This window comes from Paenibacillus solanacearum (genome assembly GCF_910593845.1).
GTDB classification, from domain to species: domain Bacteria; phylum Bacillota; class Bacilli; order Paenibacillales; family NBRC-103111; genus Paenibacillus_G; species Paenibacillus_G solanacearum.
In genome coordinates this window covers 40,705-65,204 of sequence record NZ_CAJVAS010000013.1, presented here as the reverse complement: position 1 = coordinate 65,204, position 24,500 = coordinate 40,705, and the positions used below count along the sequence as shown (strand labels likewise).

At 54.8% G+C, this 24,500-nt stretch carries 23 protein-coding genes; 4 read left to right on the top strand and 19 right to left on the bottom strand.

All coding sequences use genetic code 11. The features are described from left to right. Positions 1–179 precede the first annotated feature (179 nt). From KXG62_RS16025 to lonB, 7 genes are all read right to left on the bottom strand, one after another. On the bottom strand, positions 180–329 hold the full coding sequence (locus tag KXG62_RS16025; protein ID WP_218093000.1) for a hypothetical protein: 150 nt from the start codon (positions 327–329) through the stop codon (positions 180–182). Between the two features lie 115 nt (positions 330–444). After that, positions 445–975 carry an S-adenosylmethionine decarboxylase gene (locus tag KXG62_RS16020; protein WP_218092999.1) on the bottom strand — a complete coding sequence of 177 codons (531 nt, stop codon included), beginning with the start codon at positions 973–975 and terminating at the stop codon, positions 445–447. A 106-nt stretch (positions 976–1,081) separates the two neighbouring features. After that, a complete protein-coding gene (gene speD / locus KXG62_RS16015; RefSeq protein WP_218092998.1) occupies positions 1,082–1,483 on the bottom strand; it encodes an adenosylmethionine decarboxylase in 402 nt (133 codons plus the stop codon). Between the two features lie 399 nt (positions 1,484–1,882). After that, a complete protein-coding gene (locus KXG62_RS16010) occupies positions 1,883–2,470 on the bottom strand; it encodes a non-ribosomal peptide synthetase module (RefSeq protein WP_218092997.1) in 588 nt (195 codons plus the stop codon). A gap of 327 nt (positions 2,471–2,797) precedes the next feature. After that, entirely contained in the window at positions 2,798–3,421 is a 624-nt protein-coding gene (yihA, locus tag KXG62_RS16005; protein WP_218092996.1) for a ribosome biogenesis GTP-binding protein YihA/YsxC, read from the bottom strand. Positions 3,422–3,525: 104 nt separating this feature from the next. Then, entirely contained in the window at positions 3,526–5,856 is a 2,331-nt protein-coding gene (gene lon, locus KXG62_RS16000) for an endopeptidase La (protein WP_218092995.1), read from the bottom strand. Between the two features lie 113 nt (positions 5,857–5,969). Continuing rightward, the gene (lonB, locus tag KXG62_RS15995; protein WP_218092994.1) at positions 5,970–7,673 is read right to left on the bottom strand and encodes an ATP-dependent protease LonB; all 1,704 of its coding nucleotides are present in this window, start codon (positions 7,671–7,673) and stop codon (positions 5,970–5,972) included. 217 nt (positions 7,674–7,890) lie between these two features. On the opposite strand from lonB, the gene KXG62_RS15990 reads away from it, so the two are divergent. Then, a complete protein-coding gene (locus tag KXG62_RS15990) occupies positions 7,891–8,613 on the top strand; it encodes an N-acetylmuramoyl-L-alanine amidase family protein (protein WP_218092993.1) in 723 nt (240 codons plus the stop codon). 215 nt (positions 8,614–8,828) lie between these two features. On the opposite strand, the gene KXG62_RS15985 is transcribed toward KXG62_RS15990, so the two are convergent. From KXG62_RS15985 to KXG62_RS15955, 7 genes are all read right to left on the bottom strand, one after another. After that, complete coding sequence (locus KXG62_RS15985) at positions 8,829–9,626, bottom strand: divergent polysaccharide deacetylase family protein (RefSeq protein ID WP_246627476.1); 798 nt, start codon at positions 9,624–9,626, stop codon at positions 8,829–8,831. Between the two features lie 141 nt (positions 9,627–9,767). Beyond that, positions 9,768–10,877 (bottom strand): flavodoxin-dependent (E)-4-hydroxy-3-methylbut-2-enyl-diphosphate synthase, encoded by a 1,110-nt coding sequence (gene ispG / locus KXG62_RS15980; protein WP_218092992.1) that lies wholly within the window; start codon positions 10,875–10,877, stop codon positions 9,768–9,770. A gap of 112 nt (positions 10,878–10,989) precedes the next feature. Beyond that, positions 10,990–12,246, bottom strand: coding sequence for an ATP-dependent protease ATP-binding subunit ClpX (clpX, locus tag KXG62_RS15975; protein WP_218092991.1), 1,257 nt, complete (start codon positions 12,244–12,246; stop codon positions 10,990–10,992). Positions 12,247–12,261: 15 nt separating this feature from the next. Continuing rightward, on the bottom strand, positions 12,262–12,852 hold the full coding sequence (gene clpP / locus KXG62_RS15970) for an ATP-dependent Clp endopeptidase proteolytic subunit ClpP (RefSeq protein WP_218092990.1): 591 nt from the start codon (positions 12,850–12,852) through the stop codon (positions 12,262–12,264). A 307-nt stretch (positions 12,853–13,159) separates the two neighbouring features. After that, complete coding sequence (gene tig / locus KXG62_RS15965; protein WP_218092989.1) at positions 13,160–14,461, bottom strand: trigger factor; 1,302 nt, start codon at positions 14,459–14,461, stop codon at positions 13,160–13,162. A 159-nt stretch (positions 14,462–14,620) separates the two neighbouring features. Continuing rightward, positions 14,621–15,535, bottom strand: a complete 915-nt coding sequence (locus KXG62_RS15960) for a hypothetical protein (protein ID WP_218092988.1) — start codon at positions 15,533–15,535, stop codon at positions 14,621–14,623. Positions 15,536–15,726: 191 nt separating this feature from the next. Next, complete coding sequence (locus KXG62_RS15955; protein WP_218092987.1) at positions 15,727–16,068, bottom strand: hypothetical protein; 342 nt, start codon at positions 16,066–16,068, stop codon at positions 15,727–15,729. 311 nt (positions 16,069–16,379) lie between these two features. Between KXG62_RS15955 and asnB the strand changes: the two genes are divergently transcribed. Further along, entirely contained in the window at positions 16,380–18,224 is a 1,845-nt protein-coding gene (asnB, locus tag KXG62_RS15950; protein ID WP_218092986.1) for an asparagine synthase (glutamine-hydrolyzing), read from the top strand. A 146-nt stretch (positions 18,225–18,370) separates the two neighbouring features. On the opposite strand, the gene KXG62_RS15945 is transcribed toward asnB, so the two are convergent. The 3 genes from KXG62_RS15945 to KXG62_RS15935 form a co-directional block, all read right to left on the bottom strand. Then, complete coding sequence (locus tag KXG62_RS15945) at positions 18,371–18,997, bottom strand: XTP/dITP diphosphatase (RefSeq protein ID WP_218092985.1); 627 nt, start codon at positions 18,995–18,997, stop codon at positions 18,371–18,373. Next, a complete protein-coding gene (gene rph / locus KXG62_RS15940) occupies positions 18,978–19,739 on the bottom strand; it encodes a ribonuclease PH (RefSeq protein ID WP_218092984.1) in 762 nt (253 codons plus the stop codon). Before rph ends, KXG62_RS15945 begins: the two co-directional genes overlap by 20 nt. A 202-nt stretch (positions 19,740–19,941) precedes the next feature. After that, positions 19,942–20,982 carry a GerMN domain-containing protein gene (locus KXG62_RS15935; protein ID WP_218092983.1) on the bottom strand — a complete coding sequence of 347 codons (1,041 nt, stop codon included), beginning with the start codon at positions 20,980–20,982 and terminating at the stop codon, positions 19,942–19,944. A gap of 236 nt (positions 20,983–21,218) precedes the next feature. Between KXG62_RS15935 and KXG62_RS15930 the strand changes: the two genes are divergently transcribed. Together KXG62_RS15930 and KXG62_RS15925 are read left to right on the top strand one after the other, a co-directional pair. Continuing rightward, complete coding sequence (locus KXG62_RS15930; RefSeq protein WP_218092982.1) at positions 21,219–22,091, top strand: sensor domain-containing diguanylate cyclase; 873 nt, start codon at positions 21,219–21,221, stop codon at positions 22,089–22,091. Positions 22,092–22,108: 17 nt separating this feature from the next. Beyond that, positions 22,109–22,624, top strand: a complete 516-nt coding sequence (locus tag KXG62_RS15925) for a phosphatidylglycerophosphatase A family protein (protein ID WP_218092981.1) — start codon at positions 22,109–22,111, stop codon at positions 22,622–22,624. A gap of 139 nt (positions 22,625–22,763) precedes the next feature. Here KXG62_RS15925 and KXG62_RS15920 read toward each other — a convergent pair whose 3' ends face one another. Further along, positions 22,764–23,351, bottom strand: a complete 588-nt coding sequence (locus KXG62_RS15920; RefSeq protein ID WP_218092980.1) for a hypothetical protein — start codon at positions 23,349–23,351, stop codon at positions 22,764–22,766. Then, the gene (locus KXG62_RS15915) at positions 23,348–24,430 is read right to left on the bottom strand and encodes a Ger(x)C family spore germination C-terminal domain-containing protein (RefSeq protein WP_218092979.1); all 1,083 of its coding nucleotides are present in this window, start codon (positions 24,428–24,430) and stop codon (positions 23,348–23,350) included. Before KXG62_RS15915 ends, KXG62_RS15920 begins: the two co-directional genes overlap by 4 nt. Positions 24,431–24,500 lie beyond the last annotated feature (70 nt).

Below are 24,500 nucleotides of genomic sequence, written 5' to 3'. Positions count from 1 at the left end.
GAGAGCGCGTCTGTCGTTTGCAGCGTTGTTGGCAGACGGCTCCCCTTCGCAATGCTCGGGAAGCGTCAGCCGGGTTGCTGCAAACGAAACGCTTTACGGCGAGTATGGAGTTACATCAATAACGAAATTTGAAACAGAGTCGTTTTGTTGCCATACTACGTGCTTGGAACGCGCTTTGTTCAGGTGCGGAAGCGGCTTCCTGTCGAAAGCGCTTCTGGCCCATGAACAACGCTGAACATTTGGTGCGGAGCAAGGCGTGCTTTCGGATCTTGCTCATCAATTTGCTGTCTTTTAGCCTGTTCTCCGGCCAACTTCATCTTCACGATCATTACCTTACCACACGCATGCGATGCGTGGTGTGACCAAGATCACGTATGTAATGAAAGGCGACAGTCAGTCTCTTCCATTTTCCATAGTGTCCGCCGAAAGCTTAGAAGATATACCTTACTGCAGCAGCTTCTTCTTCAGCAGATCGGAGATCGTTTTATCGGCTTTTACGAGCCGATCGTTCTGGGAGCCGATGACGCTGCCGCGAGAAGTCATCAGTTTGCTGTAAGCGTCGTATATTTCGGCAAATTGCGCATTGATGTCCAAGAACAGCTGCTGTTCGTCCGGTTTGAGCGGACGGCTCGCGCCGACTTGGAGGCGCATCAAATATTGCAGCAGTTGCGACAGCGACTCCAGCTGCGACAACTCACTTGCGCCGTAAGCCATGGTGAGGTGCTCGTGCACATATTGCGCGGAGTAGACAGCCTGCCGCAGGGCGTTCAGCGCGCCGGTGTTCGTCGCTTTTGCACTTTCCGTCAAATAGCTGCCGAGCAGCTCCATTTGAAAAAAAGAGACTTGATACAGCAGCTTTTCGGCTTTTTCCCGCGGCTTGTCGCTGGTCAGCATGCCGATCATCTGAATCACGGGCCATCCGATCAATAAGATCAGGATGGCGTAGAGCCACAGTTTCTTTTTGAGCCTTCTCATGCGCCAGCCTCCTTCTCCGATACAAGCCCTTACCTTGAGATTGTATGGGAGGCGGACAAAAGAAATAACCACGGATTTCTCCGTGGCTACCATATATGAGCTTATATTATTTGACTAATTGAGCTTGCTTCATAACCGGTGTTTCCACTTGCAACTCACCCATACCGCGAACCAGTTTCTTCGCATGCGTAACCTCCGGCTTCAGCACGGACAGCATATGTTCGATTGCCAACTGAGGGTCAACCGTCTCGCCGCAGGTGTAGCAGTCGAGCGCCGCAAAGCCTTTCTCAGGATACGTATGAATGGAGAGATGACTTTCTGAAAGCAACACCAATACTGTTGCCCCCTGTGGTTCGAATTGCTTGGACTGTACAGACAATACCGTTGCTCCACAAACCTCAGCAGCTTCTACCATTTGCGCTTGTAACCATTCTGCATTGTTGAGAAGATCAAAGTCGACTCCCCAAGTGTCTACAGCTACGTGTCTTCCGAAAGTTGAGTATTCCATCTTTCGGTTCCCCCTTCCTAGGAATAAAATGTTTTGAAAATTTCATCCGCTAGGACCTACGTCATTCACTTCTCGAGGGAATAATCTCTCGCAACATACAATGTCCTGAGTGAATCCTGGTTCCTATTTTGTTTTCAACGAGATTAAAAATAACATCTATTGAACAGAAATGCAACAGTTTTTTTTGGGCAGGCAATCGTTTCTTCCCCGGGGCGGAAGCACAACATCAAAATATGTATTACGCCCGTCTTTGGTGTATGGCCGGCCCTATAAAAATCGCTGGTTTTGTCCGCTCCCTCCGTGCATGATCGCGCATAATAATTCATAAAAAAAGAGCTTGCCGCCGCTTCTGCATTAGAAGTGGGGGGCAAGCTCTTTACGCCAATGTCATCCTATATATTAAGCTTCGAGTACAAACAACCGATGCGTCAGCTTCTGCAGCCGTTCATCGATTTGTTCGCTTATGGCGGGTTCTTGCATCACGTTTCTCAAATCGAGCAAGGAGTTGATTTGCGCCTTGATGCGCCCGATTTCCTGCTCTACTTCGTTCTTGTGGAACATTTGCTCCAGCTGGCCGAGCGTGTTTTTGTATTCGAACACGATCTTGTCGCCCGCTTCGGAACGCTCCACGATTTTGACCACTGCGCCTTGCTTGTACGTATACACCATCGTATAGCCCGTGTAGATGCGATGCACGATAGCATCCCCCTTGAATAAGGAGACAGCTTTGCGCATTAGGTTGACAAGCTTGTTGTCCGTCAAGCGGCATGTTCCCTGGCATACGTACAGATTGGCTTGCTTCTCGAACGAAAGGGTAATTTCCTGGCCCGATTCGTTCCGAAAACCGATTTCCTGATTCCCGTTTTCATACACTTTCACTTGCAGAGAGGCCTCATGGTCGACGAACATTTGCGTAAACACGGCCATCTCGGCCTCCGTTAGTTGCAGGCAGGTTTTGACATATTCAGTCGCTAACCTCATTGCCATAAAAATCCCTCGATTCATTTTTTTCGAACCTTGAAGCTTCAGCCTTATTCTCTTGTTCTATATACATTATACTACATAAATATTTAATATTCCTGCCGCGCAGACCTTGAATTTCGCCGGGAATTCAGAAAATTTCGCGTTTTCCCCTCAGAAGGCGGCATGAACGATAAAAAAACTCGGTTTCCCTTACTATGTTCCGCGCATCCTTCAGGAATTCGGAAAAGCGCCCGAAAATGGTTTTTTCCCAAGTTTGGAGCATTTCCGCAGCTTTTATGCATGCATTATGCAAAAAAGAACCCGCAGGATGCCGCCATCCGCAGGTTCTTTTTACGCTTCGTTGCTATCTGTTCCCGCAGCCGAATCGGCATACCCGATTCGCTGTTCAATGATTTGCCACAATTCTTCCTTGCCGATGCCAAGCTCGGAAGAAAACAATACAAGCGGATCTGCCTTATCCATCTCCAGCGTCTCCCGCACAATTTTGATATGCTTCTGCCATTTTCCTTTCGGAATTTTATCGGCCTTGGTCACAACGACACAGCGGGGTACCCCGTTATGGCGCAACCAGTCGTGCATCGCCTGGTCGTCCTTGCTCGGCGGGTGGCGCAGATCAATCACATGCAGCACCAGCTTCAAGTGCTCGCGTTCCAGTAAATACTGCTCTATGAATTTTCCCCACTTTTGGCGCTCCGTTTTCGATACTTGCGCATACCCGTAGCCAGGCAAATCGACGAAAAATAAGTCCGTATTAATCCGATAATAGTTCAACTGCTGCGTTTTTCCCGGCTTGGAGCTCGTCCGCGCCAAATTTTTGCGGCTGATCATCCGATTAATCAGCGAAGACTTCCCGACATTCGAACGCCCTGCCAGAGCAATTTCCGGCAAGGCGCCTTCGGGATACTGATTCGGACCAACCGCGCTGATGACAAATTCAGCCTGATTGACCTTCATGCTTTCACTCTTTTCTAAGCTCCGATTTATCTTTTTTACGTTCCGTTGTGCTTCGCACAAAGGTCACTTTAAAAAAGATAAATCTTCGCTGAAATCTTATGCGTTTATACCCCTACCGGCTTGATCAGTGCGTGTTCCAGCACTTCGTCCATATGGGCCACCGGGATAAACGTAAGTTCGCGGCGTATGCTTTCGGGAACTTCTTCGATATCCTTCTCGTTGTCTTTCGGCAGGATGACCGTGCGGATGCCCGCGCGGTGCGCAGCCATGCTCTTTTCCTTCAAGCCGCCGATCGGCAGTACCCGGCCGCGCAGCGTGATCTCGCCCGTCATGGCCACATGCCGCGATACCGGAATGTTCGTGAGCGCCGAGATCAGCGCGGTTCCCATCGTGATCCCCGCAGAAGGGCCGTCCTTCGGAATCGCGCCTTCCGGGATATGAATATGAATATCGACTTTCTCATGGAAGTCAGGCTGGATGTGGAATTGCTGCACGCGCGAACGGATGTAGCTGAATGCCGCTTGCGCGGACTCCTTCATCACGTCGCCGAGCTTGCCGGTAAGCGTCAGCTTCCCATTCCCCGGCATTACCGTCACTTCTATGACGAGCGTATCGCCGCCGACTTCGGTCCATGCAAGGCCGGTGACGGCACCAATCTGATCGCGTTCCTCCGCCATGCCGAAACGGAACTTGGGCGCGCCGAGAAATTCTTTCAAATTATCCGCCGATACGGTGACAACCGGAGCCCCTCCGACAATTTGCTTGGCCGCTTTGCGGCAAATGGAAGAGAGCTGCTGCTCCAGGTTCCGCACGCCGGCCTCGCGCGTATACTCCCTGACCGTGCTCATCAGCGCTTGCTCTTCTACGACAAGCTGCTCTTCGCTCAAGCCGTGGTCGCGCTTTTGCTTCGGCAGCAAATAGTTGCGCGCGATGTGCAGCTTCTCGATCTCGGTGTAACCCGGGATGTATAGCACTTCCATCCGGTCCAGCAGAGGACGCGGAATGTTGTGAACCGCGTTGGCGGTCGTGACGAACATCACGTTCGACAAATCGAACGGCACTTCAATATAATGATCGCTGAACGTATTGTTTTGTTCCGGGTCCAGCACTTCAAGCAGTGCGGAAGCCGGATCTCCGCGGAAATCCATCGCCATCTTGTCGATTTCGTCCAGCAGGAAGACCGGATTGCCCGAGCCTGCCGTTTTCATCCCTTGAATAATGCGGCCAGGCATCGCGCCGACATACGTCCGGCGGTGTCCTCTGATCTCCGCTTCATCCCGGACGCCGCCGAGCGATATGCGAACGAATTCGCGGCCAAGCGATCTTGCGATCGATCGGGCGATCGATGTTTTACCGACCCCTGGCGGGCCTACGAGACAAAGAATCGGCCCTTTCATCTTCTTGACCAGCTGCTGCACGGCCAAATATTCGAGCACGCGTTCCTTCGGCTTCTCCAGTCCGTAATGATCCGCATTCAATATTTCCTCGGCCTTGCGAATATCCAGATCGTCCGCCGCCTGCACCGACCACGGCAGCGCCAGCAGCCAGTCGATGTAGTTGCGAATGACAGAGCCTTCGGCGGAGGTCGACGGCATTTTTTCCAGCCGGTCGATTTCTTTCTCTATCTTCTCCTTGACCTTCTCCGGCACGTTTGCTTCCGCAAGCTGATTGCGCAGCTCGTCGACTTCGCCCGCTCGGCCTTCCTTGTCCCCAAGCTCCTTCTGGATCGCTTTCATCTGCTCGCGCAAATAATATTCCTTCTGCGTCTTTTCCATTTGCTTCTTGACGCGCTGGCTTATTTTGCGTTCGAGCTCGAGCACTTCCCGCTCGTTGTTCAGGATGCCGAGCAGCTTCTCCAGCCGCTGCCGCACATCGACGGTCTCGAGTATTTCTTGTTTATCCTTAATTTTTAACGATAAATGACTGCAGATCACGTCGGCGAGCCGCCCCGGTTCATCGATATCCGATACAGCGGCAAGCGTCTCCGGCGTTACTTTCTTCGATAAATTGATATAATGCTCGAACTGGTTCAGCACCGTTCGCATCAAGGCGTCAATCTCTGGATCTGTCGATTCCTGCTCGGGCAGCTCCTTTACATTTACCTCGTAGTATTCGTCATTGACAAGAAACTCCGTAATTTCCGCGCGGTTAACCCCTTCCACGAGCACGCGGATCGTCCCGTTCGGAAGCTTGAGCATCTGCCTTACTTTCGCTATCGTCCCAATCCGGTATATGTCCTCGGTCTTGGGCTCCTCTATGTTCACCTCGGACTGCGAACAAAGCAGGATCATGCTGTCGTCGACCATGGCTTTATCCAGTGCCCGTACGGACTTTTCGCGGCCCACGTCCAAATGCAGCACCATACTCGGATACACTAGCAGCCCCCGCAAAGGAAGAAGCGGCAAGCGTCGCACCTTTTGTTTGCTCGGTCCCACCCTCGAGCACCTCCAGATTAGACTGACTTACATACTGTGATTTACATTTTAACAAAATTGATTTCAAAACACCAATACCGGTCCCGCGCCCTTAAAAAAGAGACGCCGCGGCTCTATTCGAGCGCATCGGCGTGCAGTATCGTAACGGAAGCAGGGGAAACGGCCTCTTGCGGAAGAACGGAATGATCCGTGGAACGAACAAACTCCAGTCCGAGCGCATGATGCAGCGCCTCCTCAATGGAGTCGACCGGAATCACTTCCAGCCCGTTCAATCCGGCGAAAATTTCCTGCCAATTTTCTTTCGGGATGATGACTTTCGTCACGCCGGCCTGGAATGCGGCTTCGACCTTGGCGATCACGCCGCCGACCGGCTTCACTTTGCCATGAATGCTGATTTCCCCGGTCATGGCAATATGGTTGTCCACCGGAATTTGCTTGACGGCGGATGTAATCGCGACTGCCATCGAGATGCCGGCGGATGGACCGTCAATCGGAACGCCTCCCGGGAAATTAATATGCAAATCAAAATTGTACGGGTTGATACCCAGTCTGCGCAAGACGGTGAGTACGTTTTCGACCGAACCGCGGGCCATGCTCTTGCGGCGCAGCGTGCGCGAGCCTCCGCCCATTTCTTCCTCGTCCACCACGCCCGTGATATTGAATTTACCGCTTCCGGGCTGAACGACCGGGATGGCCGTGACCTCGATATCCATAAGCGTGCCAAGATTCGGACCGTAGACAGCTAAGCCGTTGACTAGCCCGATCTCCGGACTGTGGGAAATTTTCTTCTCCGGTCTTGGCGGAATTTGCGAGCTGTTGACGACCCATTCAATATCGGCGGCCGACACTTCTTTGCGCAGGTCGGTTAATGCCATGCCCGCGGCCAGCTGGATAATATTCACAGCTTCCCTTCCGTTCGTGGCGTATTTTTTGACGACCTCAATCGCTGGCTTGTTTTCATGGAATCCGATTTTTTTCAGCGCCTTCGATGCGATCATGCCGATCTCATCCGGAAGCAGCGGCCGAAAGTAAATCTCCATGCAGCGCGAGCGAATGGCCGGAGGCAGCTCCTGCGGATTGCGTGTCGTCGCCCCGACAAGGCGGAAGTCGGCGGGCAGCCCGTTCTGAAATACGTCGTGAATGTAGCTCGGGATGTTGGTGTCTTCCGAATTGTAGTAGGCGCTCTCCAGAAATACTTTGCGATCTTCCAGCACCTTTAATAATTTATTCATCTGATGCGGATGCAATTCACCGATCTCATCAATAAATAATATGCCACCGTGCGCCTTCGTGACAGCGCCTTGCTTCGGCTGCGGAATACCGGCAACCCCCATCGCTCCCGCTCCTTGATAGATAGGATCGTGGACAGAGCCGATGAGCGGATCGGCAATGCCCCGCTCGTCGAAGCGCGCCGTCGTCGCATCGATTTCCGTAAACTTTGCGTCCGGCCGAAACGGCGATTCGGGATTTTTCTTCGCTTCTTCGAGAACGACCCGCGCAGCCGCGGTTTTCCCTACGCCCGGAGGACCGTAGATAATGACATGCTGCGGATTTGCGCCGCATAGCGCCGCCTTGAGCGCCCGCAGCCCTTCCTTCTGCCCGACGATGTCGTCCATCGCCGACGGGCGGGTCTTCTCGGCAAGCGGTTTATTTAATGAGATGGAGCGAAGCTTCCTCAGCTTCTCCAGCTCCTTCTTCGACTCTTTGTCGACAGCGGTACGGTTGGTCTGCTGGTTTCGAAGCAAATTCCAAAAATACAATCCGATCACAATGGCAAAAAACAGCTGAATCACCATCAAAATTACACTTATGCTCATCGTTCTCAACCTCCATCCTGTTCGCTAGCGCGCCCTCGCAAAGGGCGGCTGCAAACCACAATATAATTGGTAGTATTGCCCTACCATGGAAGCATTAATCGTTCTTTGAGCAGAAACTTTTCGGGAGATGCTATACAAAGGACGAGCCAATTAAACAGCTGGGCCATTGTATGTTTACATGCAATATCGAATATGAACGGCGAGGAGTTGATTTCCGATGATCCGGCATTTCCATCCATTCAAGATTGTGCTTGTAACCCTTCTTGTCGCATTATGCGCCTGGGCGCCGCCCGCAGACGCTTCGCCGGATAAGTTTCTGCTTCCGGAAATCCGCGCGAACCATCCCGCACTGACCCATGCCGATGTGCTGATCGACGTCGGACACGGAGGAATCGACCCCGGAACGAGCTACGGCACGCTGCTGGAAAAAGATATTAATCTGGCGATTGCCAAAAAAACATTCGAATGTTTGCGAAAAAAAGGGTACGTTGTTATGCTCAACCGCAGTGGAGATTATGCGCTCAGTTCGGAGAACGGCTGGCTTCGCACGCGTTCACGGCATATTAAAGATCTAGCCCAGCGCAGTCATCTGGCTAATGAAGTAAAACCGAAGATGCTGATCAGCCTTCATGTCAATTCGGCGCGAAGGCCGGAAAAACGCGGACCGCTCGTGCTGCATCAAAAAAACGAACGAAGCAAGCAGCTTGCCGCCGCGCTGCAAGCGGCTTTAAATCCGCTCTATGGCGTGTCGGAGACACCGGTATACGGTCGAACGTATTACTTGCTGAAGCATACGCAGGTGCCTGCGGTCATTGTCGAGCTCGGGTTTATTACGAATGCGGAGGACCGCAGCCTGCTGCAAAAGTCCAATATGCAGTGGACGATCTCAGATAAAATAGCCCAAGGAGTTACGTCTTATTTGCAGCAGCAGCCGCGATAGCAGCCGGCAAAGACAACTGGGTTCGCCGGATCCGCCACCAGCGCCATACCGCACACCGGCCAGAAATTCGTGCGCAGGAAATTAGTAAAAACGAGATGAGCTTACTCGCAATAGGAAAGGTGCTTGCTCTCGATTTCCTAAAATCATGCGTCGCCAGCTTCGACCCTTCACATGAATAAGACCGCTGCCGGGAGGCAGCGGTCTTATTATGGAAGCTAATGAACCATTTGGGAAATCGGGACGAATGTCCCTCCCAATCCTTGCAGCGTAGGAATCGATTGTTTCAGCACATCCGCCGTATGCTTGCCTGGCGGCCCGACGTGTCCGATTACGATCGTGTCCGCGTTGGTTTTCACGTGCTTCTGCACGACAAGCGCCTGCTTTGCAATATGGCTGCGGGTATACACATCATCCATAAATACATCATTCTCCGCAGTCGGCACGCCGAGCTCGGCAGCAAGTTTCTTAATAACGCTCTTGTTCGTCGTCCGGCTGTCAAGGAAAAACAAGTTTTTTTCTTTGCACACGGTAAGTACGATTCGCATGACACGTTCATCCGCCGTCACGCGGGAACCCATGTGATTGTTGATCCCGATCGCGTGCGGCACTTCGGCAATGGCCGCTTCGACCCGCTTCCGCACCTCTTCATCTGTCAGGCGCGTCGTAATCGCGCCAGGCCCGAGCCATTCCGGCTTACCTGCCTGCGGCTCCATCGGCATGTGCACCAGCACTTCTTTGCCCAGACGATGCGCTTCCTCAGCGTCCTTTTTCGTTGTCGGCAGGAACGGCATAACGGCCGCGGCAAATGGAATGGATAACTGCATCATTTGCTCGGTACCCGCCATCCCGTTGCCGAAATCGTCGATGACGACAGCGATTCGCTTCGCTGCCGGCGCTTCCGGTGCAGCCGGCTCCGCGGCTTCCGCCTGCCATGGTCCTAATGCTGCGCACAATGCCGTACCGGCCAGCATCCATACCGCGAGCTTACGATTCCAGTGCTTCATATGCTTCATGGATTGCAATCCCCTTTCTGCCATACACTTGTTATTTGTTTCCATCGCCTTTTTTATTTATGCATACGCCAAAAAAGCCCGCAAGCGGAGCACGGGCTCTGCAGCAGGCTTGGCAATTCGTAGACGATAATACGTCAGTTATTATGCTTGGGCGTGATGTTTTCTTCCCGGGATTTCTCCCGTTTTCTCGAAATGATCTACGATAATGTCGATTTCCTTCTTCAGCTCGCTGAGCAGCTCGGCTTCCGGCACTTTGCGGATCATTTCTCCATACCGGAACAGCATTCCTTCGCCGCGCGCTCCCGCGATGCCGATATCCGCTTCTCTCGCTTCGCCCGGACCGTTAACGGCGCAGCCTAATACGGACACCTTGATCGGCACCTTCAGCTTGGAAATATACGCTTCAACTTCATTGGCGATCGAGAATAAATCGATGTCCAGCCGTCCGCAAGTCGGGCAGGAAACAAGTGTAGCCGCATTCGTTATGAGTCCGAACGATTTGAGCAGTTCGCGGCATACTTTCACTTCTTCGACCGGGTCAGCGCTGAGCGAGATCCGGATCGTCGAGCCGATTCCCATGCTGAGCAGCGCTCCGAGCCCTGCCGCGCTCTTCACCGTGCCGGAGAACAGCGTCCCGGCTTCCGTAATGCCCAGGTGCAGCGGATACTTGAACGCGGCGGCCGCCTTCGTATACGCAGCGATGGCCATCGGAACGTCGGACGCTTTAAGCGATACGATAATATCGTGGAAGTCCAGTTCTTCCAAGATGCCGATATGATAGAGCGCGCTTTCGACCATCGCCTCCGGTGTCGGATAACCGTACTTTTCCAGCAAATGGCTCTCCAGCGATCCTGCGTTGACGCCGATGCGAATCGGAATGCCGCGCGCCTTGCATGCTTTCACGACCTCTTCCACTTTCTCCCGGCGGCCGATGTTGCCCGGGTTGATTCTTACTTTATCAATCCCGTTCTCGATAGCCTGCAGCGCGAGTCTGTAATCGAAATGAATGTCGGCGACGAGCGGAATCGAAATTTGCTTCTTGATTTCTTTAATCGCCGCTGCCGCTTCCTTGTTATTCACGGTCACGCGAACGATTTGGCAGCCCGCTTCTTCCAGGCGGTGAATTTCCGCAACGGTCGCTTTCACGTCAGCTGTCTTCGTTGTACACATGCTTTGAATGATGACTTCATTGCTGCCGCCGATCGTCAGATTGCCCACTTTTACCGGAACCGTTTCCGTTCTGTGAAACATGCGATTTCTTCTCTCCCATGATACCAAACATCCTCCGCTCCACTCAGACTTACCTGAAATTACCAGGGGCCAAAAGCGGATTGGAGGTGTCCGGATTAATATGATCTAACGCTTACGCGCTCTCTTCTTTTTTCTTCACATCGACTGCCGTAATCGACGGCGCGATCTTGGCTTGCACCGCTTCCTTCGTCACGATGCATTTGGAGTTCTCCGTACGCGAAGGCGCTTCGTACATCACTTCCAGCATAATGCCTTCGATGATGGCACGCAGTCCGCGTGCGCCGGTATTCCGCTTGATCGCTTCTTTGGCGATTTCTTCAAGCGCTTCGGCTTCGAATTCAAGCGTCACATTGTCCATTTCCAGCATCTTTTGATACTGCTTGACGAGTGCGTTTTTCGGCTCGGTCAAGATGCGGACAAGCGCAGCTTCATCCAACGGCTCCAGCGTCGAGATCACCGGCAGACGGCCGACAAACTCTGGAATCAAACCGAATTTCAGCAAGTCTTCCGGCAGCACCAGAGACAAGTATTCGCCTGGCTTCAAGTCCGCCTTTATCCCGTCGGTACCGAAGCCGATTACTTTTTTGCCGATACGGCGCTTGATGATTTGCTCCAGCCCGTCGAACGCGCCGCCGCAAATAAACAAGATGTTGGTCGTATCGATCTGGATGAATTCCTGATGCGGATGCTTGCGGCCTCCTTGCGGCGGAACGGAAGCAACCGTGCCCTCGAGAATCTTCAGCAGCGCCTGCTGCACGCCTTCGCCCGATACGTCGCGCGTAATGGACGGATTCTCGGATTTGCGGGCCACCTTATCGATCTCGTCGATATAGATAATGCCGCGCTCGGCTTTCTCCACATCGTAGTCGGCCGCCTGAATCAGCTTGAGCAAAATGTTCTCTACGTCTTCGCCCACGTAGCCGGCTTCCGTCAAGGAAGTCGCGTCCGCGATCGCAAACGGTACATTCAAAATTTTGGCCAGCGTCTGCGCAAGCAGCGTCTTCCCGCTGCCCGTCGGTCCGACAAGCACGATGTTCGACTTCTGCAGCTCGACGTCCTCGAGCTTGTTTTGGCCGGAGTTGATCCGCTTATAGTGGTTATACACCGCAACAGACAGCGATTTCTTCGCTTGCTCCTGCCCAATCACGTACGAATCCAGAATGGAGCGAATCTCCTTCGGCTTCGGAACGTCCTTCAGGTCAAGCTCTTCCTCGTGACCCAATTCCTCTTCCACGATTTCCGTACATAGTTCAATGCATTCATCGCATATATATACGCCGGGTCCGGCAACCAATTTTCGCACTTGTTCCTGCGACTTTCCGCAAAAAGAGCATTTCAGCTGGCCTTTTTCATCGTTAAATTTAAACATGGGATCACTCCTCTTCTATGTCAAGTCACTGCGAGTGATAACCGCATCAATGAGCCCGTACGCCTTGGCTTCTTCGGCGCTCAAGAAATTGTCACGGTCCGTATCGCGCTCGATTTTCTCGTACGGCTGTCCCGTGCGATCCACATAAATTTGATTCAGCTTTTGCTTGGTCTTAATAATCCAATCCGCATGAATCTTAATGTCGGATGCCTGCCCGCGCACGCCGCCGAGCGGCTGATGAATCATAACCTCGCTGTTCGGCAAAGCGAACCGTTTGCCTTTGGCCCCTGCCGTCAACAGCAGCGAGCCCATGCTTGCAGCCATGCCGACACAGATCGTCGAAACATCCGGCTTAATGAACTGCATTGTATCATATATACCCATACCGGCAGTCACCGAACCGCCAGGGGAATTAATGTACAAACTGATGTCCTTCTCGGAATCCTGCGCCGCCAAAAACAACAGCTGGGCAATAACCAGGTTGGCGACGTCATCGTCGATCGCACTGCCCAGAAAGATAATACGATCTTTAAGCAATCGCGAGTAAATATCGTAAGAGCGCTCGCCTCGGCCTTCCTGTTCTACAACCATAGGTACCAGACTCATCGTTTCCAACCCCTTTACCCCACTAGAGTAGCATTGCAAAAACGTTACCGTATCCATTGTAGCATTTTTTGTTTGTAAAGTCATTTCGGCGGTAATACCAGGTGAGATGTTGGAGTTCCGTTATGTATTGCTAATTGATACTTATGCCCCGCTTCATCGGGATTATGTATTCTGAACTTACCTTCGTTATGTACTTCCGCTTCCGTTATGTAAGGCATATGCTCTGTCCGCGCGCCTTTTTAGGGTAAAACAAAGGCACGCATTGAAGTACACGTGCCTTTGCCTCTTATTGTATCGCCCTGTTCAATTATACGGCGCTTGCTACGGATTTGCTGTTGTCCACCAGGAACTTCACCGTTTTGCGGGAAACCAGGTCATTCACGAGCGTTTGCATGTTGCCGTTCGCCGCGAAAATGCTGCGAACTTCGTCAGCCGAACGGCCGTACATTTTCGCAAGGTTTTCAAGCTCTTCGTTGATTTCCTCTTCGGTTGCCTCGATATTTTCCGCTTTCGCGATCGCCTCGATCACGAGGTTGTTAAGCACGCGTTTCGCGGCGTCATCGCGCATTTGGCCTTTAAGCGCCTCAGCGTCTTGACCGGTGAACTGGTAGTACATATCGATGTTCATGCCTTGCGAACGCAGACGGTTTTCGAATTCTTTCACCATTTGCTCCGCTTCGTCATTGATCATCACTTCCGGAATTTCCACATTCGCCACGGCGGACGCTTTTTCTACCGCTTCCGATTGCTTCTTGTTGTCCGCTTCAGCTACTTTGCGCTCTTTGAGCTTGGCAACAAGATCAGCCTTGTACTCTTCCAGCGTTTCGAACTCGCTCACGTCTTTCGCGAACTCGTCGTCAAGCACAGGCAAGTTTTTGCGTTTGATGTCATGGAGCTTAATTTTGAATACGGCTTCTTTGCCTTTCAGCTCTTCCGCATGGTAGTTTTCAGGGAAAGTAACGGTGACGTCTTTCTCGCCGCCCTTCTCAAGGCCTACTACTTGCTCTTCGAAGCCCGGGATGAAGCTGCCGGAGCCAAGCTCGAGGGAATATCTCTCGGCTTTGCCGCCTTCGAACGGAACGCCGTCAACAGAACCTTCGAAGTCGATGGAAACGACGTCGCCGTTCTCCGCTGCGCCCTCTTCAACAGGGATCAGCTCCGCATGGCGGGCTTGCAGCTTCTCCAGCTCTGCGTTCACTTCTTCTTCCGTTACTTCTGCTGCCGCTTCTTCCAATTCCAAGCCTTTGTACTCGCCAAGCTCTACTTCAGGCTTCACGGTAACTTTTGCTTTGAATTTGAGAACTTGTCCTTTGCCGAATTGCTCCACGTCTACTTCCGGACGGTCTACAGGCACGATGCCGGTCTCGCGGACAGCGGCCACGTAGGCATCGGGAACGATGATGTCAAGCGCATCCTGGTACAGGCTCTCAACGCCGAACTTGGATTCAAAAATCGCGCGCGGCACTTTGCCTTTGCGGAAGCCCGGAACGTTCACTTTCGCTACAACTTTCTTGAATGCTTTGTCCAAAGCTTCGGTAACTTGGTCTGCATTCACTTCAATATCAAGAACTCCAACGTTCTTCTCTATCTTTTCCCAGCTTGCTTTCATTTTATGCTTTCCCCTCCAAAAATTATCCATCACATTTTAGATTCGTATGCTTTCAATCGTCAGACACGGCTTACCCCGGAATATAACCATTCTATTATAACCATAATAGTTTACGTTTTCAAGGCTTGCTATACGTAATATAAGGAACTCATTATAAATTCAGGCTTTACCGGGAAATACCGCCTGAGCGAACTGCTGCATCATCCGGTACGCCTGCTCCCACTGAAACGCAAGCTCCGCCGTTATGCCGTACAGCTCGAAGAGCTCCTCCTTGTCGCCGCCGTCAAATACCCGCTCCAGCAAGGTCAAATGAAGCGCGCAAGCCCATACGTCCACACAGGCCGCCTCCTGCCTCAGCATTTGCCGGTACGCGGAGGTGCCGAATATAAAAGCGAGAAATTCGTTCCACGTCTCTTCGGCAAAGTAAGCGAGCGCCGGATGCTGCGTTTCGCTAATTTCCCGCACACGGCCGATGATCTCCTGAATTTGCGAAGGAAACTGATCGTAGTCGGCTGGCGTCTCCTCGATACTGACTTGCGCCGCCTCGCCGTTCTTGAACAGCGTCACAGTGCCTTCCGCCCCCCGCTTCTTCAGCGTTTGCAGCGCGCGGAATTGAATGAAGGGCGGCAGCGGCGTTCCGTTCAGGAAGCGGATCAGCGCTTCGTCAATCCCGGGATGATCGATGTAGGCAAGCTGGTCGAGCGCGATCATCTGCTTGTCCGCGGACGGTTGCTGGAACAAGCTCTCCAGCAGCTTCTCCGCATACTCCGGCGATTGCTCCGCTTTCGAATGCAGGTGCCGCTTCAGCAGCTCTGCCTCGCCTTCGTCCTCCTCTTCGTCAGACGCTTCCCAATCCCCCGCGGACAAGCCGGGAAACATCAGCTGCAGCCAATCGAGCAGCGACTGCCACTCTTCTCTTGTCCGGCTGTCATCCGTCTGACAGGACAGCAGGAACCGCAGCGTTCCAATCGCTTCCCCGTATCTCTCCGTTTCCAACAAACGCGTTAATTCGAACTGATAATACTCGACGGTTTTTGGAAATAAAATCACATTGTCGGTCGGCTGTTCCGTCATACAACACCGCCTTTCCTGCTGGCATCTATAGGAAGCAGTGTACCAAAAATCGGACGGAAAGCAAAATTTCCGGGCGATTCTGCCTGCCTATGACACGCCAAAAAGCCCGAACACTCCGTTTCGGGCCCCGGCGCGGATACGCAATGCCTTTGCGCTTCCCGGCGTTCTATGCCGCAAAGGGGCACAGGCTCTTAGTCCATCTTCATGGCCGCTTGAATCAGCTGCGCTTTAATGTGCGGATTTTTGTCGATGAATGCGTACATGCGGTCGACAGCTTCTTTATTTTGCAAATAATCGCGTTCGTTCTGAATCATTTCATGAGACCACTTCAGCAGCGCCGCCTCCGCCGCGCCGAGCGTGTTCAAAGCCGTGTGCAACCCGGTGTCCTCAACGAGCCGCTCCATCGTTTCCTGCGTTACCGTGCCGAGCTTCTTGGTCGTCGCAAGCTTCTGCTCGAACTCCTTGTTGACCTTCTCGAAATGTTCCTTGGCTTCTTTATATTCTTTTTGCTGCGCGGAGAGTGTTTTTTTCATCGGGATGACCACCTTTTCATGTTGATCGTCTGCCTTCGCATGTTCTTCCATACCCATATGGTTAGAGTGGGACAAAAGCAGCGGTTTCTATTCATAGAAACCTAATAGAATGTGAAAAACTTACCATTACCTCTATCGGTAGTGTAACTTTTCTTCGACCGTTTGTCCATTTCTTCGCCAAGTTTTTCATTTCGGCCGCAGCGGACAGACATTTTCGCAATTTCGGGCGCATAACCTTTATCATCCTGCCGTCCCTTGACCGAGGGGCTTGTCAACAGACGCCGAACTTTGAAGCAGAAAGGATGAAGTCTATGTGTGGAATTACGGGATGGGTTGATTGGCATAAAGATTTGACCCAATATCCGTCCATTCTCGAACAGATGACGGATACGATGAGCCTGCGGGGCCCGGATGCCTCCGGCACCTGGATTACCGCGCGGTGCGCGCTCGGCCACCGCCGTCTTAGCGTCATGGACCCGGCGAACGGCGCGCAGCCGATGATTCGCAAAGCCGGCGAGAATACATTCGCGATCGTATATAACGGAGAGCTGTACAATGCGCCGGAGCTGAAAAAGGAGCTGGAGCTTCGCGGCCACCGCTTCCAAACCACGTGCGATACGGAGGTGCTTCTCGCTTCGTACATCGAATGGGGGCGCGCCTGCGTAGACCGGTTAAACGGCATATTCGCCTTCGCCGTCTGGAACGACGAGGAGCAGACGCTCTTCCTGGTCCGGGACCGGCTGGGGGTAAAGCCGTTCTTTTACGCTTATCAGGAAGGCCGGCTGCTGTTCGGCTCGGAACCGAAGGCGATTTTGGCGCATCCGGACTTCCCAGCGCAAATCAGCGGGGAGGGACTAGCCGAAATATTCGCTGTCGGGCCGGCGCGTACCCCCGGACACGGCGTGTACAAAAACATGAACGAGCTGAAGCCGGGCCACTGCGCGCTGTTCGACGCCAACGGCCTGCAGATTCGTCCCTATTGGAAGCTGGAAAGCAAGCCCCATGAAGACAACGTGGAGACGACGGCGGCCAAAGTGCACGACCTGCTGAAAGATACGGTCATTCGCCAGCTCGCCTCCGACGTGCCGATCTGCACGCTGCTCTCCGGCGGGCTCGATTCCAGCGCCCTGACGGCGTTTGCCGCCAACTACTACAATGAAGCGGGCATGGATACGCTCCACACGTTCTCGATCGATTACGTCGACAACGACAAGCATTTCAAAGCGAACGTCTTCCAGCCGAATTCGGATGCGCCTTGGATCAAGCGGATGACCGAGTTTCTCGGCACCGAGCACCACGCCTTCGAGTTCGATACGCCGGAGCTCGTCGAAGCGTTGAAAACGGTCGTGTACGCGCGCGACATGCCCGGCATGGCGGACGTCGACGGCTCGCTCTACTTGTTCTGCCGCGAAATCAAGAAGCATGCAACGGTCGCCGTATCCGGCGAAGCCGCGGACGAAATATTCGGCGGCTATCCCTGGTTTCACCGGGAAGAGTCGCTGAACGCGGGTACGTTCCCGTGGGCGCTGGCGACCCGCGACCGCGTCGGCCTGCTGTCCCCCGAGTTCGTCGACTGGGTGAAGCCGGAGCAGTACGTGCAGGAGCGTTACCGCCAGGCGCTGTCGGAAGTGCCGCGGCTGGCCGGAGAAAATCAGCAGCAAAACCGGATGCGCGAAATGTCGTATCTCAACATATCGCGGTTCATGCCGACGCTGCTCGACCGCAAGGACCGCATGAGCATGGCCGTCGGGCTGGAGGTTCGCGTGCCGTTCTGCGACCACCGGCTCGTCGAATATGTCTGGAACATTCCGTGGGAAGTGAAAACCTCCGGCGACCGGGAGAAAGGCATTTTGCGCAAAGCGCTCCGCGGCGTGTTGCCCGAAGACGTGCTTACGCGCAAAAAAAGCCCATATCCGAAAACGCACAATCCGAATTACTTGGCGGCCGTTCGCTCCTGGGTGCTCGACATCTTGAACGACAGCTCGTCGCCGCTGCTGCAATTTATCGATACGGCCAAAATCAGGGCGCTGGCCGAAGACGACAACGGCCAATTCAATCTGCCCTGGTTCGGACAGCTGATGACCGGCCCGCAGCTGTTCGCCTACCTGGCGCAAGTAGACACGTGGCTTCGCAAATACAAGGTCGCCATACGGTAAGACGGCAGTTCCGCGCAGCGTTCGACCGCCGCCCTGTGGCCGAGCACGCGCCGGGAATGCGCGCCTTACAATGAAGCAAGACGGGACGTCATGCGGAAACAAGCATTTCCGTATGACGTCCCGTCTTGCTTGCGGTGCTCTCCGGTTTACCTGGACAGCGTTTCCCACAATTTGCCGAGCGCCTGCGCGCGGTGACTGAGCCCGTTCTTCTCGCTCACTGTCAGCTCCGCCATCGTGCGCCCTTGCTCGGGTATGTAAAAGAGCGGATCGTAGCCGAACCCGTGCTCCCCGCGCGGCTCGCCGATAATGACGCCTTCGCAGGAGCCTTCGACCTCTGCGACGGGACGCCCTGTTCGGTCGACCAGCGCAATCGCGCACACGAACCGTGCTGGGCTCAGCTGCGTCGGCCCTGCCGGCGAATCGGCTCCGTCCAGCTTGGCCAGCTCCGCGAGCAGCTTCCGGTTGTTGGCCGCGTCGTCGGAAGGCTCTCCGGCATAACGGGCGGAATAGACGCCTGGATCACCGCCAAGCCGGTCCACGCACAAGCCGGAATCGTCGGCGACCGCGGGAACGCCGAACCGGAGGGCGACCGCGCGCGCCTTAATGAGCGCATTGGCAGCGAATGTGTCCCCGTCTTCGACGATGTCCGGAAGCTCCGGATAATCGAGCAGGCTGCGGACGGTAATCCCCTGCTGCAGGAACATCGGTTCAAATTCTTTCATTTTCCCCTTATTCCGCGTAGCGATGATGATTTCAGATCCGAGCGGCAGCACCGGCAGCCCCCCTGATGCGGTCGGCGATCGGTCCGAGCGCCTGCTCCTGTTCGGCAATCATCGAAGCGATGCCTGACTCGGCCAGCGCCAGCAGCTCATCCAGCTCCTGCCGGGAGAACGGCGCTTCCTCACCGGTCCCCTGCACTTCGACGAATTTGCCGGCGCCCGTCATGACCACGTTCATATCGACCATCGCTTTGGAATCTTCCTCGTAATTCAAATCCAGCAGCGCCTTATTTTGAATAATACCTACGGAAATCGAGCCTAAGAAATCGGTAATCGGATAACGGGATAAATGCTTGTCGCGCGCCAGCTTGTCGATGGCGATCGCCATGGCGACGAAGGCTCCGGTAATCGAAGTCGTTCTCGTTCCTCCATCTGCCTGAATAACGTCGCAGTCCAGCGTGACGGAACGCTCGCCGAGCGCTTCCAGATGGACTACGGAACGCAGCGCCCGCCCGATCAGACGCTGAATCTCCATCGTTCTGCCGCCCAGCTTCCCTTTGGCCGACTCGCGCTGATTGCGTACGGCAGTCGCCCGCGGAAGCATGGAATATTCAGCCGTGATCCAGCCCTTCCCCTGCCCCTTCATGAACGGAGGCACCCGGTCTTCCACCGTAGCGGTGCAGATCACTTTCGTATCGCCTACTTCGATCAGCACGGAACCTTCCGCGTGCTTGTTGTAATTCGTCGTAATTTTCACGGGACGCGCCTGATTGGCCGCTCTTCCATCGTTTCTCATCGGTTCGATCGCAACCTCCTTTACTTTCCGACTTTCATTGTACCAGAGCGACTATCGAAAACCAAACGGTACGAAAGCCCTGCCGGCTCCGCCAAAGATCACGTCAAAAACGCCCTTCCCGCAGCGCCAATGGAACGCATCGGCAGTCTAGGAGAGGGCGTCGCTGTATCGCTCGGACCCTGTCGCTGCGGTCCGGGCTATATTACAATTTGACCTGGTTGAACGTAGCCGGACGCATCACCGGCTTGGCATAGCTCTGGTTATCGCTTGCGCTCACTTTGGCATCGCCGTTCACCAAGATTTGCACTTTGGACGAGGCGCCTGCATTTTCCGTTAAGGAAAGAACGACCGCCTTGAGCGCTTCGGCCGGCGCCTTCTTATCCGGTCCGAGTACCTTGTCGGAGAAATTGACAGTAATGACATCATCCGCCTTGCTTACTTTGAGCAGCTCGGCTCCCGGCGTCATGACGGCAGCCAGCCCCTTCTTGGCGTCCGGACCCTCGATCAGCTGCTTGATGACCGCTTCCGCAACATTGTCCGTCCGCTGGATCAGCCGCGTGACCGGGACATAATATTTATAATCGGCCTGATTCTGATTCAGGAAATACAGCGTAACCGGGGTGGACTGGCCGAATTCGACGCTTTCCGGCTTCTCGAGATTGATGCCCATCTGCCGGCTTAACGGTTCGTCCAGCGGCGTACCGCCGACCGGCATCTCTTTCAGTTCTTTGCCCTCCACCCGGATTTGCACTTTCTCTACGGTCGGAAAGCTGGTCAGCGTCCAAGTCACGGCCTCCAGTATTTTCCGTTCATCCTGCAGGTTATAATCCGTGAACGATTTGGAGAAATCAACTATAGCAAGCTTTTGATTGATATTAATTCCTTTGACCTGCGTGCCCTTCGGCAAAAGACTGATGAAGCCCGCCGGCAGCTGCCCTTGGGATGGTCCGCCCTCGACCATATACTCTAGCGCTCGCTTCGCCGTGCTTTCCGTCTTTTCCACCTGGATGGCGATCGGAGCGACAAATCCTTTCTCGTCTTTGGCATAGACGGTAACCTGCATCGGGTTGGCAATCATAACACCGCCAGCTTTCGCACTGGTTGCGGCGGCATCGGCCCCGGCCTGCGGAGGATCAATCGGCTGAGATTGTTCCTTCGGCTTCAACACCGAGCAGCCGGACGTCACCAACATTACGCCAATTCCGGTTACAGCGGCCAACCTTGTCCATTGATACGATTTCATTGCTTTTCCTCCTTGTGCTGTTGTCAACGCGGCGGCGTTTACGGCATGACCTGCGCCCGTTGCAACTCGTCCGTTTTACTTTATGTATACGGCCCGGACACAAGTTTATGACAACAATTTGTCCGCATTTTCCCAGCGCTCGTTTTAGTGCTTTAGGCTCGGATGATCCTTGATTTCGCCGGTACCGGAAGCCTATAATAAAGGTGTCTTCTTCCAAAAAGAGGTGATTCTGACGCATGGATGACCATCTTTCCGAATTTCCCGACGAACTGCTGCGGGCAGCGGTACTGCAATCTCCGGATTGGCTATGGATATTCGGCGCCTCCGGCATTCCGGTATGCGTCTCTCCTGCGTCCTGCGCCGGCACCGGCCTGTACGAGACGGTATACGAAAGCGATTCACCCGAAATACGCGCAGCCTGCGACCGGCTGTTCACCCAGTACGTGCCGTTTCGCTCGGCATTCCGGGTTGTACTGCCGAACGGCTCCTGCATTTGGCTGGAAGGCAGCGGATATGCCTTCCGCGCACCCGACGGGCGCAAGCGGACCGCCTTATCGGGCAAGGACATTACGCCATACAAGCAAATGGAAGACCGATTGTCCCGGCTCGCCTACTACGATCCGCTGACCGGGCTTCCGAACCGGCGGCTGTTTCAGGACCGGATCTCGCAGACGCTGCACACCGCCAAGCGATACCAGCACAAGCTCGCCGTCATGTATTTGGATATAGACGACTTCAAACTTATCAACGATACGTACGGTCATGCGACCGGCGACGAACTGCTTACGAAGGTCGCCTCCCGCCTATCCCACTCCATCCGCGATCCGGACACGGTGTGCCGCATGGGCGGAGACGAGTTCGTGCTCCTGCTCCAGCAGTTCCTGCTGCCGGAGGATATCGCCGGCATCGCGCGCCGTGTCACTCATACGCTAAGCCAGCCGTTCGACTTGAGCGGGCGAAAAATATCGCTGACCTGCTCCATCGGGGCCGCCTGCTTCCCGGAGCACGGCGACGACAGCGAGGCGCTGCTGCAGAACGCGGACGCCGCCATGTACGTATCGAAGCTGCAAGGGAAAAACCACTTTCATTTTTATGCCAATACCGAATAAGACGGGAGGCCTTTCCTATGACGTATAGCCTGAACAGTAAAAAAGTAGCCGAGGCTTCCAGACAGTGGCTGCTCGGCCGCGGGGTTCGCATCGAAGACATCGCCGAGCTGACCTACTTCCTGCAGAAGGATTATTTCCGGACGCTGACGATGGAAGATTGCGTGCAGAGCGTGGAGCAGGTGCTGACCAAACGGGAGGTGCAAAACGCCATCCTTACCGGAATTCAGCTTGATATTTTGGCTGAGGAAGGGAAGCTGCTCTCTCCGCTGCAGGAAATGATCGAGAACGACGAAGGACTGTACGGCTGCGACGAAATATTGGCGCTGTCCATTGTGAACGTCTACGGCAGCATTGGATTGACCAACTTCGGCTATGTCGATAAAATGAAGCCCGGCATTCTCAAAATGCTGAACGATAAAACCGGAGAGCGCAAGCATACGTTTCTTGACGACATCGTCGGCGCTATTGCGGCGGCGGCCAGCTCCCGGATTGCGCACCGCAAGCAGGAAGAGCGGGAACAAAGCGAGAGCTGAAGCAATGCGAAGCGCGAATACAATCAAGAAGCCTTCACCCCGGTCTACCGGCGGTGAAGGCTTCTTTTGCGCGGATCTTGAAGTCGCGCGCGACGGCGCGGCGGTCGGTCGAGCCTCGCGCCTGCGGGTCAGAGCGCGGTTACTTGAGCGGCGTCAGCGTATCGGCGATCGCCTCCAGCTCCGGCTTCGAGACGGCTTTGGCCGAGCTGATCGAGAGGAACGTATCGCCCAGCTTGACGAAAAGTATCGGCTGGCCGTTCACGCTCATCCATTGGCCCGTCCCGCTCTTCAGCTTGGCGTCCGACTGGTCCGTCACTTTCCCGACAGGGACCAGCTGCTCCGACGATTCGACGATGGCCATCTTCAAAAACTGCAGCGTCATCTGCTTGGCGGTCCCGCGCACAACGTCCAGCTTGTCGTCCGTCGCCCCCTGCTGCGGAATATAGACCGTCTTCACCCCGGATGACTGGGCCGTCGTTGTCAAGATCTGCTTGTCGGCGTCGGAATAAGCGATCGGGGTCAGCTTCGGCGCCGCGCCGGGCTGCTCCTTGTTCCCGCCTTGATTGGGAGCTTGCGCAGTGCCCCCCGCCGCTCCCGTGTTATTGCCGGGCGCTGCCTGCGGCTTGCCGCAGCCGGCGAGCAAGGACGCGGCAATCGTCAGCACGAAACAACAGCGCGCCGTCTTCGTCCACTTTCGACTGTTCCATAGGGCTACCTTACGGTTCATGGAATTGTTCCTCCAATCGGATTCAGTTTGACCGTCAGCCTCACGTCGGCTCGGGCTAAGGCGTCCCGCCATCGATCAGGCGACCATACGCCGGCATACTGCCGGCGGAACGAATCGCCAGCGTGTAGCGGATCGACGCGGCGTTCCTGCAATTCGCGAACGAGTGCGGCAAACGAGGCTTCGAGCGCTCGGGCGGCGCTCTCGATCTGCGCGGCGGATGCCGGTCTGGAGGTGACGCTTTCTCCTCGGACTGCAACATCGATCCTGACGACAGGGCTGCTCAGGCTGCCATTGCCCCGCACGTCGGACCGACACGACACGCGCTTCAGCTCGGCCGTTCCGTTGTTCGCCGCAGAAGTCGACCATGACAGCGCGGGCAGGTTCGCGACGCCGCGCAGGCAGGAGAGCATCGCGCTCTGCTGCGGGGACAGCATGCCTGCAAGCTGTCCTTTCTTGAACAGCGCAGCCTGTACCGTGGCAGCGGCTTCGCCGCCAAGCCCCCGCGATATCGGCAAATACGGGAGGACCAGGTCCTCTTCGTAGCTCGCCGACCTCGAACGCAGCGGGCTCGCCGTCCAGTCCGCCTGACGCAGCAGCACCGCGCTGCTGTGGGCGGCGGCTCCGCTGCGGACGAGATGCTCCGCCGCGCCTTCCGTGACCGCCAGGAGCGGCTTCCGCCCGTCCTTGAAGCCGAGGCGGGCGATCTGATTCGCCCATGCGGATGCGAAGCCGTGCAGGCGTATCCATTCTTCGCCGATCACGATAAGCTGCGGCGCGCCTTTCCGTTCCCACTGCCATATCGCGTCGGCCAAAGAAACGAATGACTGCGTGCGGACGGATGGCGTTCCGTACGCTTGCAGCCGGTCAGCCGAACCAGCGGGGAGCGTCTCCGCCGCCGTCATGTGCATCCCACCGGCTCCCGCATCGACGCCTACGACCGTCATCACACCGCTCTCCTCCGACATGGCGCGAGGCATGCCCCCATCGTATGAAGCGCAGCCGGCTAGCTGCGTCGAGGCTGCGAGCAGCAACATCGACGATATGCGCCCGCAGCGTATAAAGCGGAAACAGCGTTTCACCCGCACCTCTCCTCTCTTCATTCATCGCATCGTCCGTCAATTTTTCCCATATTGGGGTCATTCTATGCGC

Coding starts and splice junctions, on each gene's coding strand:
- KXG62_RS16025 (WP_218093000.1), bottom strand. CDS start 329: ATGATCGTGAAGATGAAGTTGGCCGGAGAACAGGCTAAAAGACAGCAA.
- KXG62_RS16020 (WP_218092999.1), bottom strand. CDS start 975: ATGAGAAGGCTCAAAAAGAAACTGTGGCTCTACGCCATCCTGATCTTA.
- speD (WP_218092998.1), bottom strand. CDS start 1,483: ATGGAATACTCAACTTTCGGAAGACACGTAGCTGTAGACACTTGGGGA.
- KXG62_RS16010 (WP_218092997.1), bottom strand. CDS start 2,470: ATGGCAATGAGGTTAGCGACTGAATATGTCAAAACCTGCCTGCAACTA.
- yihA (WP_218092996.1), bottom strand. CDS start 3,421: ATGAAGGTCAATCAGGCTGAATTTGTCATCAGCGCGGTTGGTCCGAAT.
- lonB (WP_218092994.1), bottom strand. CDS start 7,673: ATGAGCATAAGTGTAATTTTGATGGTGATTCAGCTGTTTTTTGCCATT.
- KXG62_RS15990 (WP_218092993.1), top strand. CDS start 7,891: ATGATCCGGCATTTCCATCCATTCAAGATTGTGCTTGTAACCCTTCTT.
- KXG62_RS15985 (WP_246627476.1), bottom strand. CDS start 9,626: ATGAAGCATATGAAGCACTGGAATCGTAAGCTCGCGGTATGGATGCTG.
- ispG (WP_218092992.1), bottom strand. CDS start 10,877: ATGTTTCACAGAACGGAAACGGTTCCGGTAAAAGTGGGCAATCTGACG.
- clpX (WP_218092991.1), bottom strand. CDS start 12,246: ATGTTTAAATTTAACGATGAAAAAGGCCAGCTGAAATGCTCTTTTTGC.
- clpP (WP_218092990.1), bottom strand. CDS start 12,852: ATGAGTCTGGTACCTATGGTTGTAGAACAGGAAGGCCGAGGCGAGCGC.
- tig (WP_218092989.1), bottom strand. CDS start 14,461: ATGAAAGCAAGCTGGGAAAAGATAGAGAAGAACGTTGGAGTTCTTGAT.
- KXG62_RS15960 (WP_218092988.1), bottom strand. CDS start 15,535: ATGACGGAACAGCCGACCGACAATGTGATTTTATTTCCAAAAACCGTC.
- KXG62_RS15955 (WP_218092987.1), bottom strand. CDS start 16,068: ATGAAAAAAACACTCTCCGCGCAGCAAAAAGAATATAAAGAAGCCAAG.
- asnB (WP_218092986.1), top strand. CDS start 16,380: ATGTGTGGAATTACGGGATGGGTTGATTGGCATAAAGATTTGACCCAA.
- rph (WP_218092984.1), bottom strand. CDS start 19,739: ATGAGAAACGATGGAAGAGCGGCCAATCAGGCGCGTCCCGTGAAAATT.
- KXG62_RS15935 (WP_218092983.1), bottom strand. CDS start 20,982: ATGAAATCGTATCAATGGACAAGGTTGGCCGCTGTAACCGGAATTGGC.
- KXG62_RS15930 (WP_218092982.1), top strand. CDS start 21,219: ATGGATGACCATCTTTCCGAATTTCCCGACGAACTGCTGCGGGCAGCG.
- KXG62_RS15925 (WP_218092981.1), top strand. CDS start 22,109: ATGACGTATAGCCTGAACAGTAAAAAAGTAGCCGAGGCTTCCAGACAG.
- KXG62_RS15920 (WP_218092980.1), bottom strand. CDS start 23,351: ATGAACCGTAAGGTAGCCCTATGGAACAGTCGAAAGTGGACGAAGACG.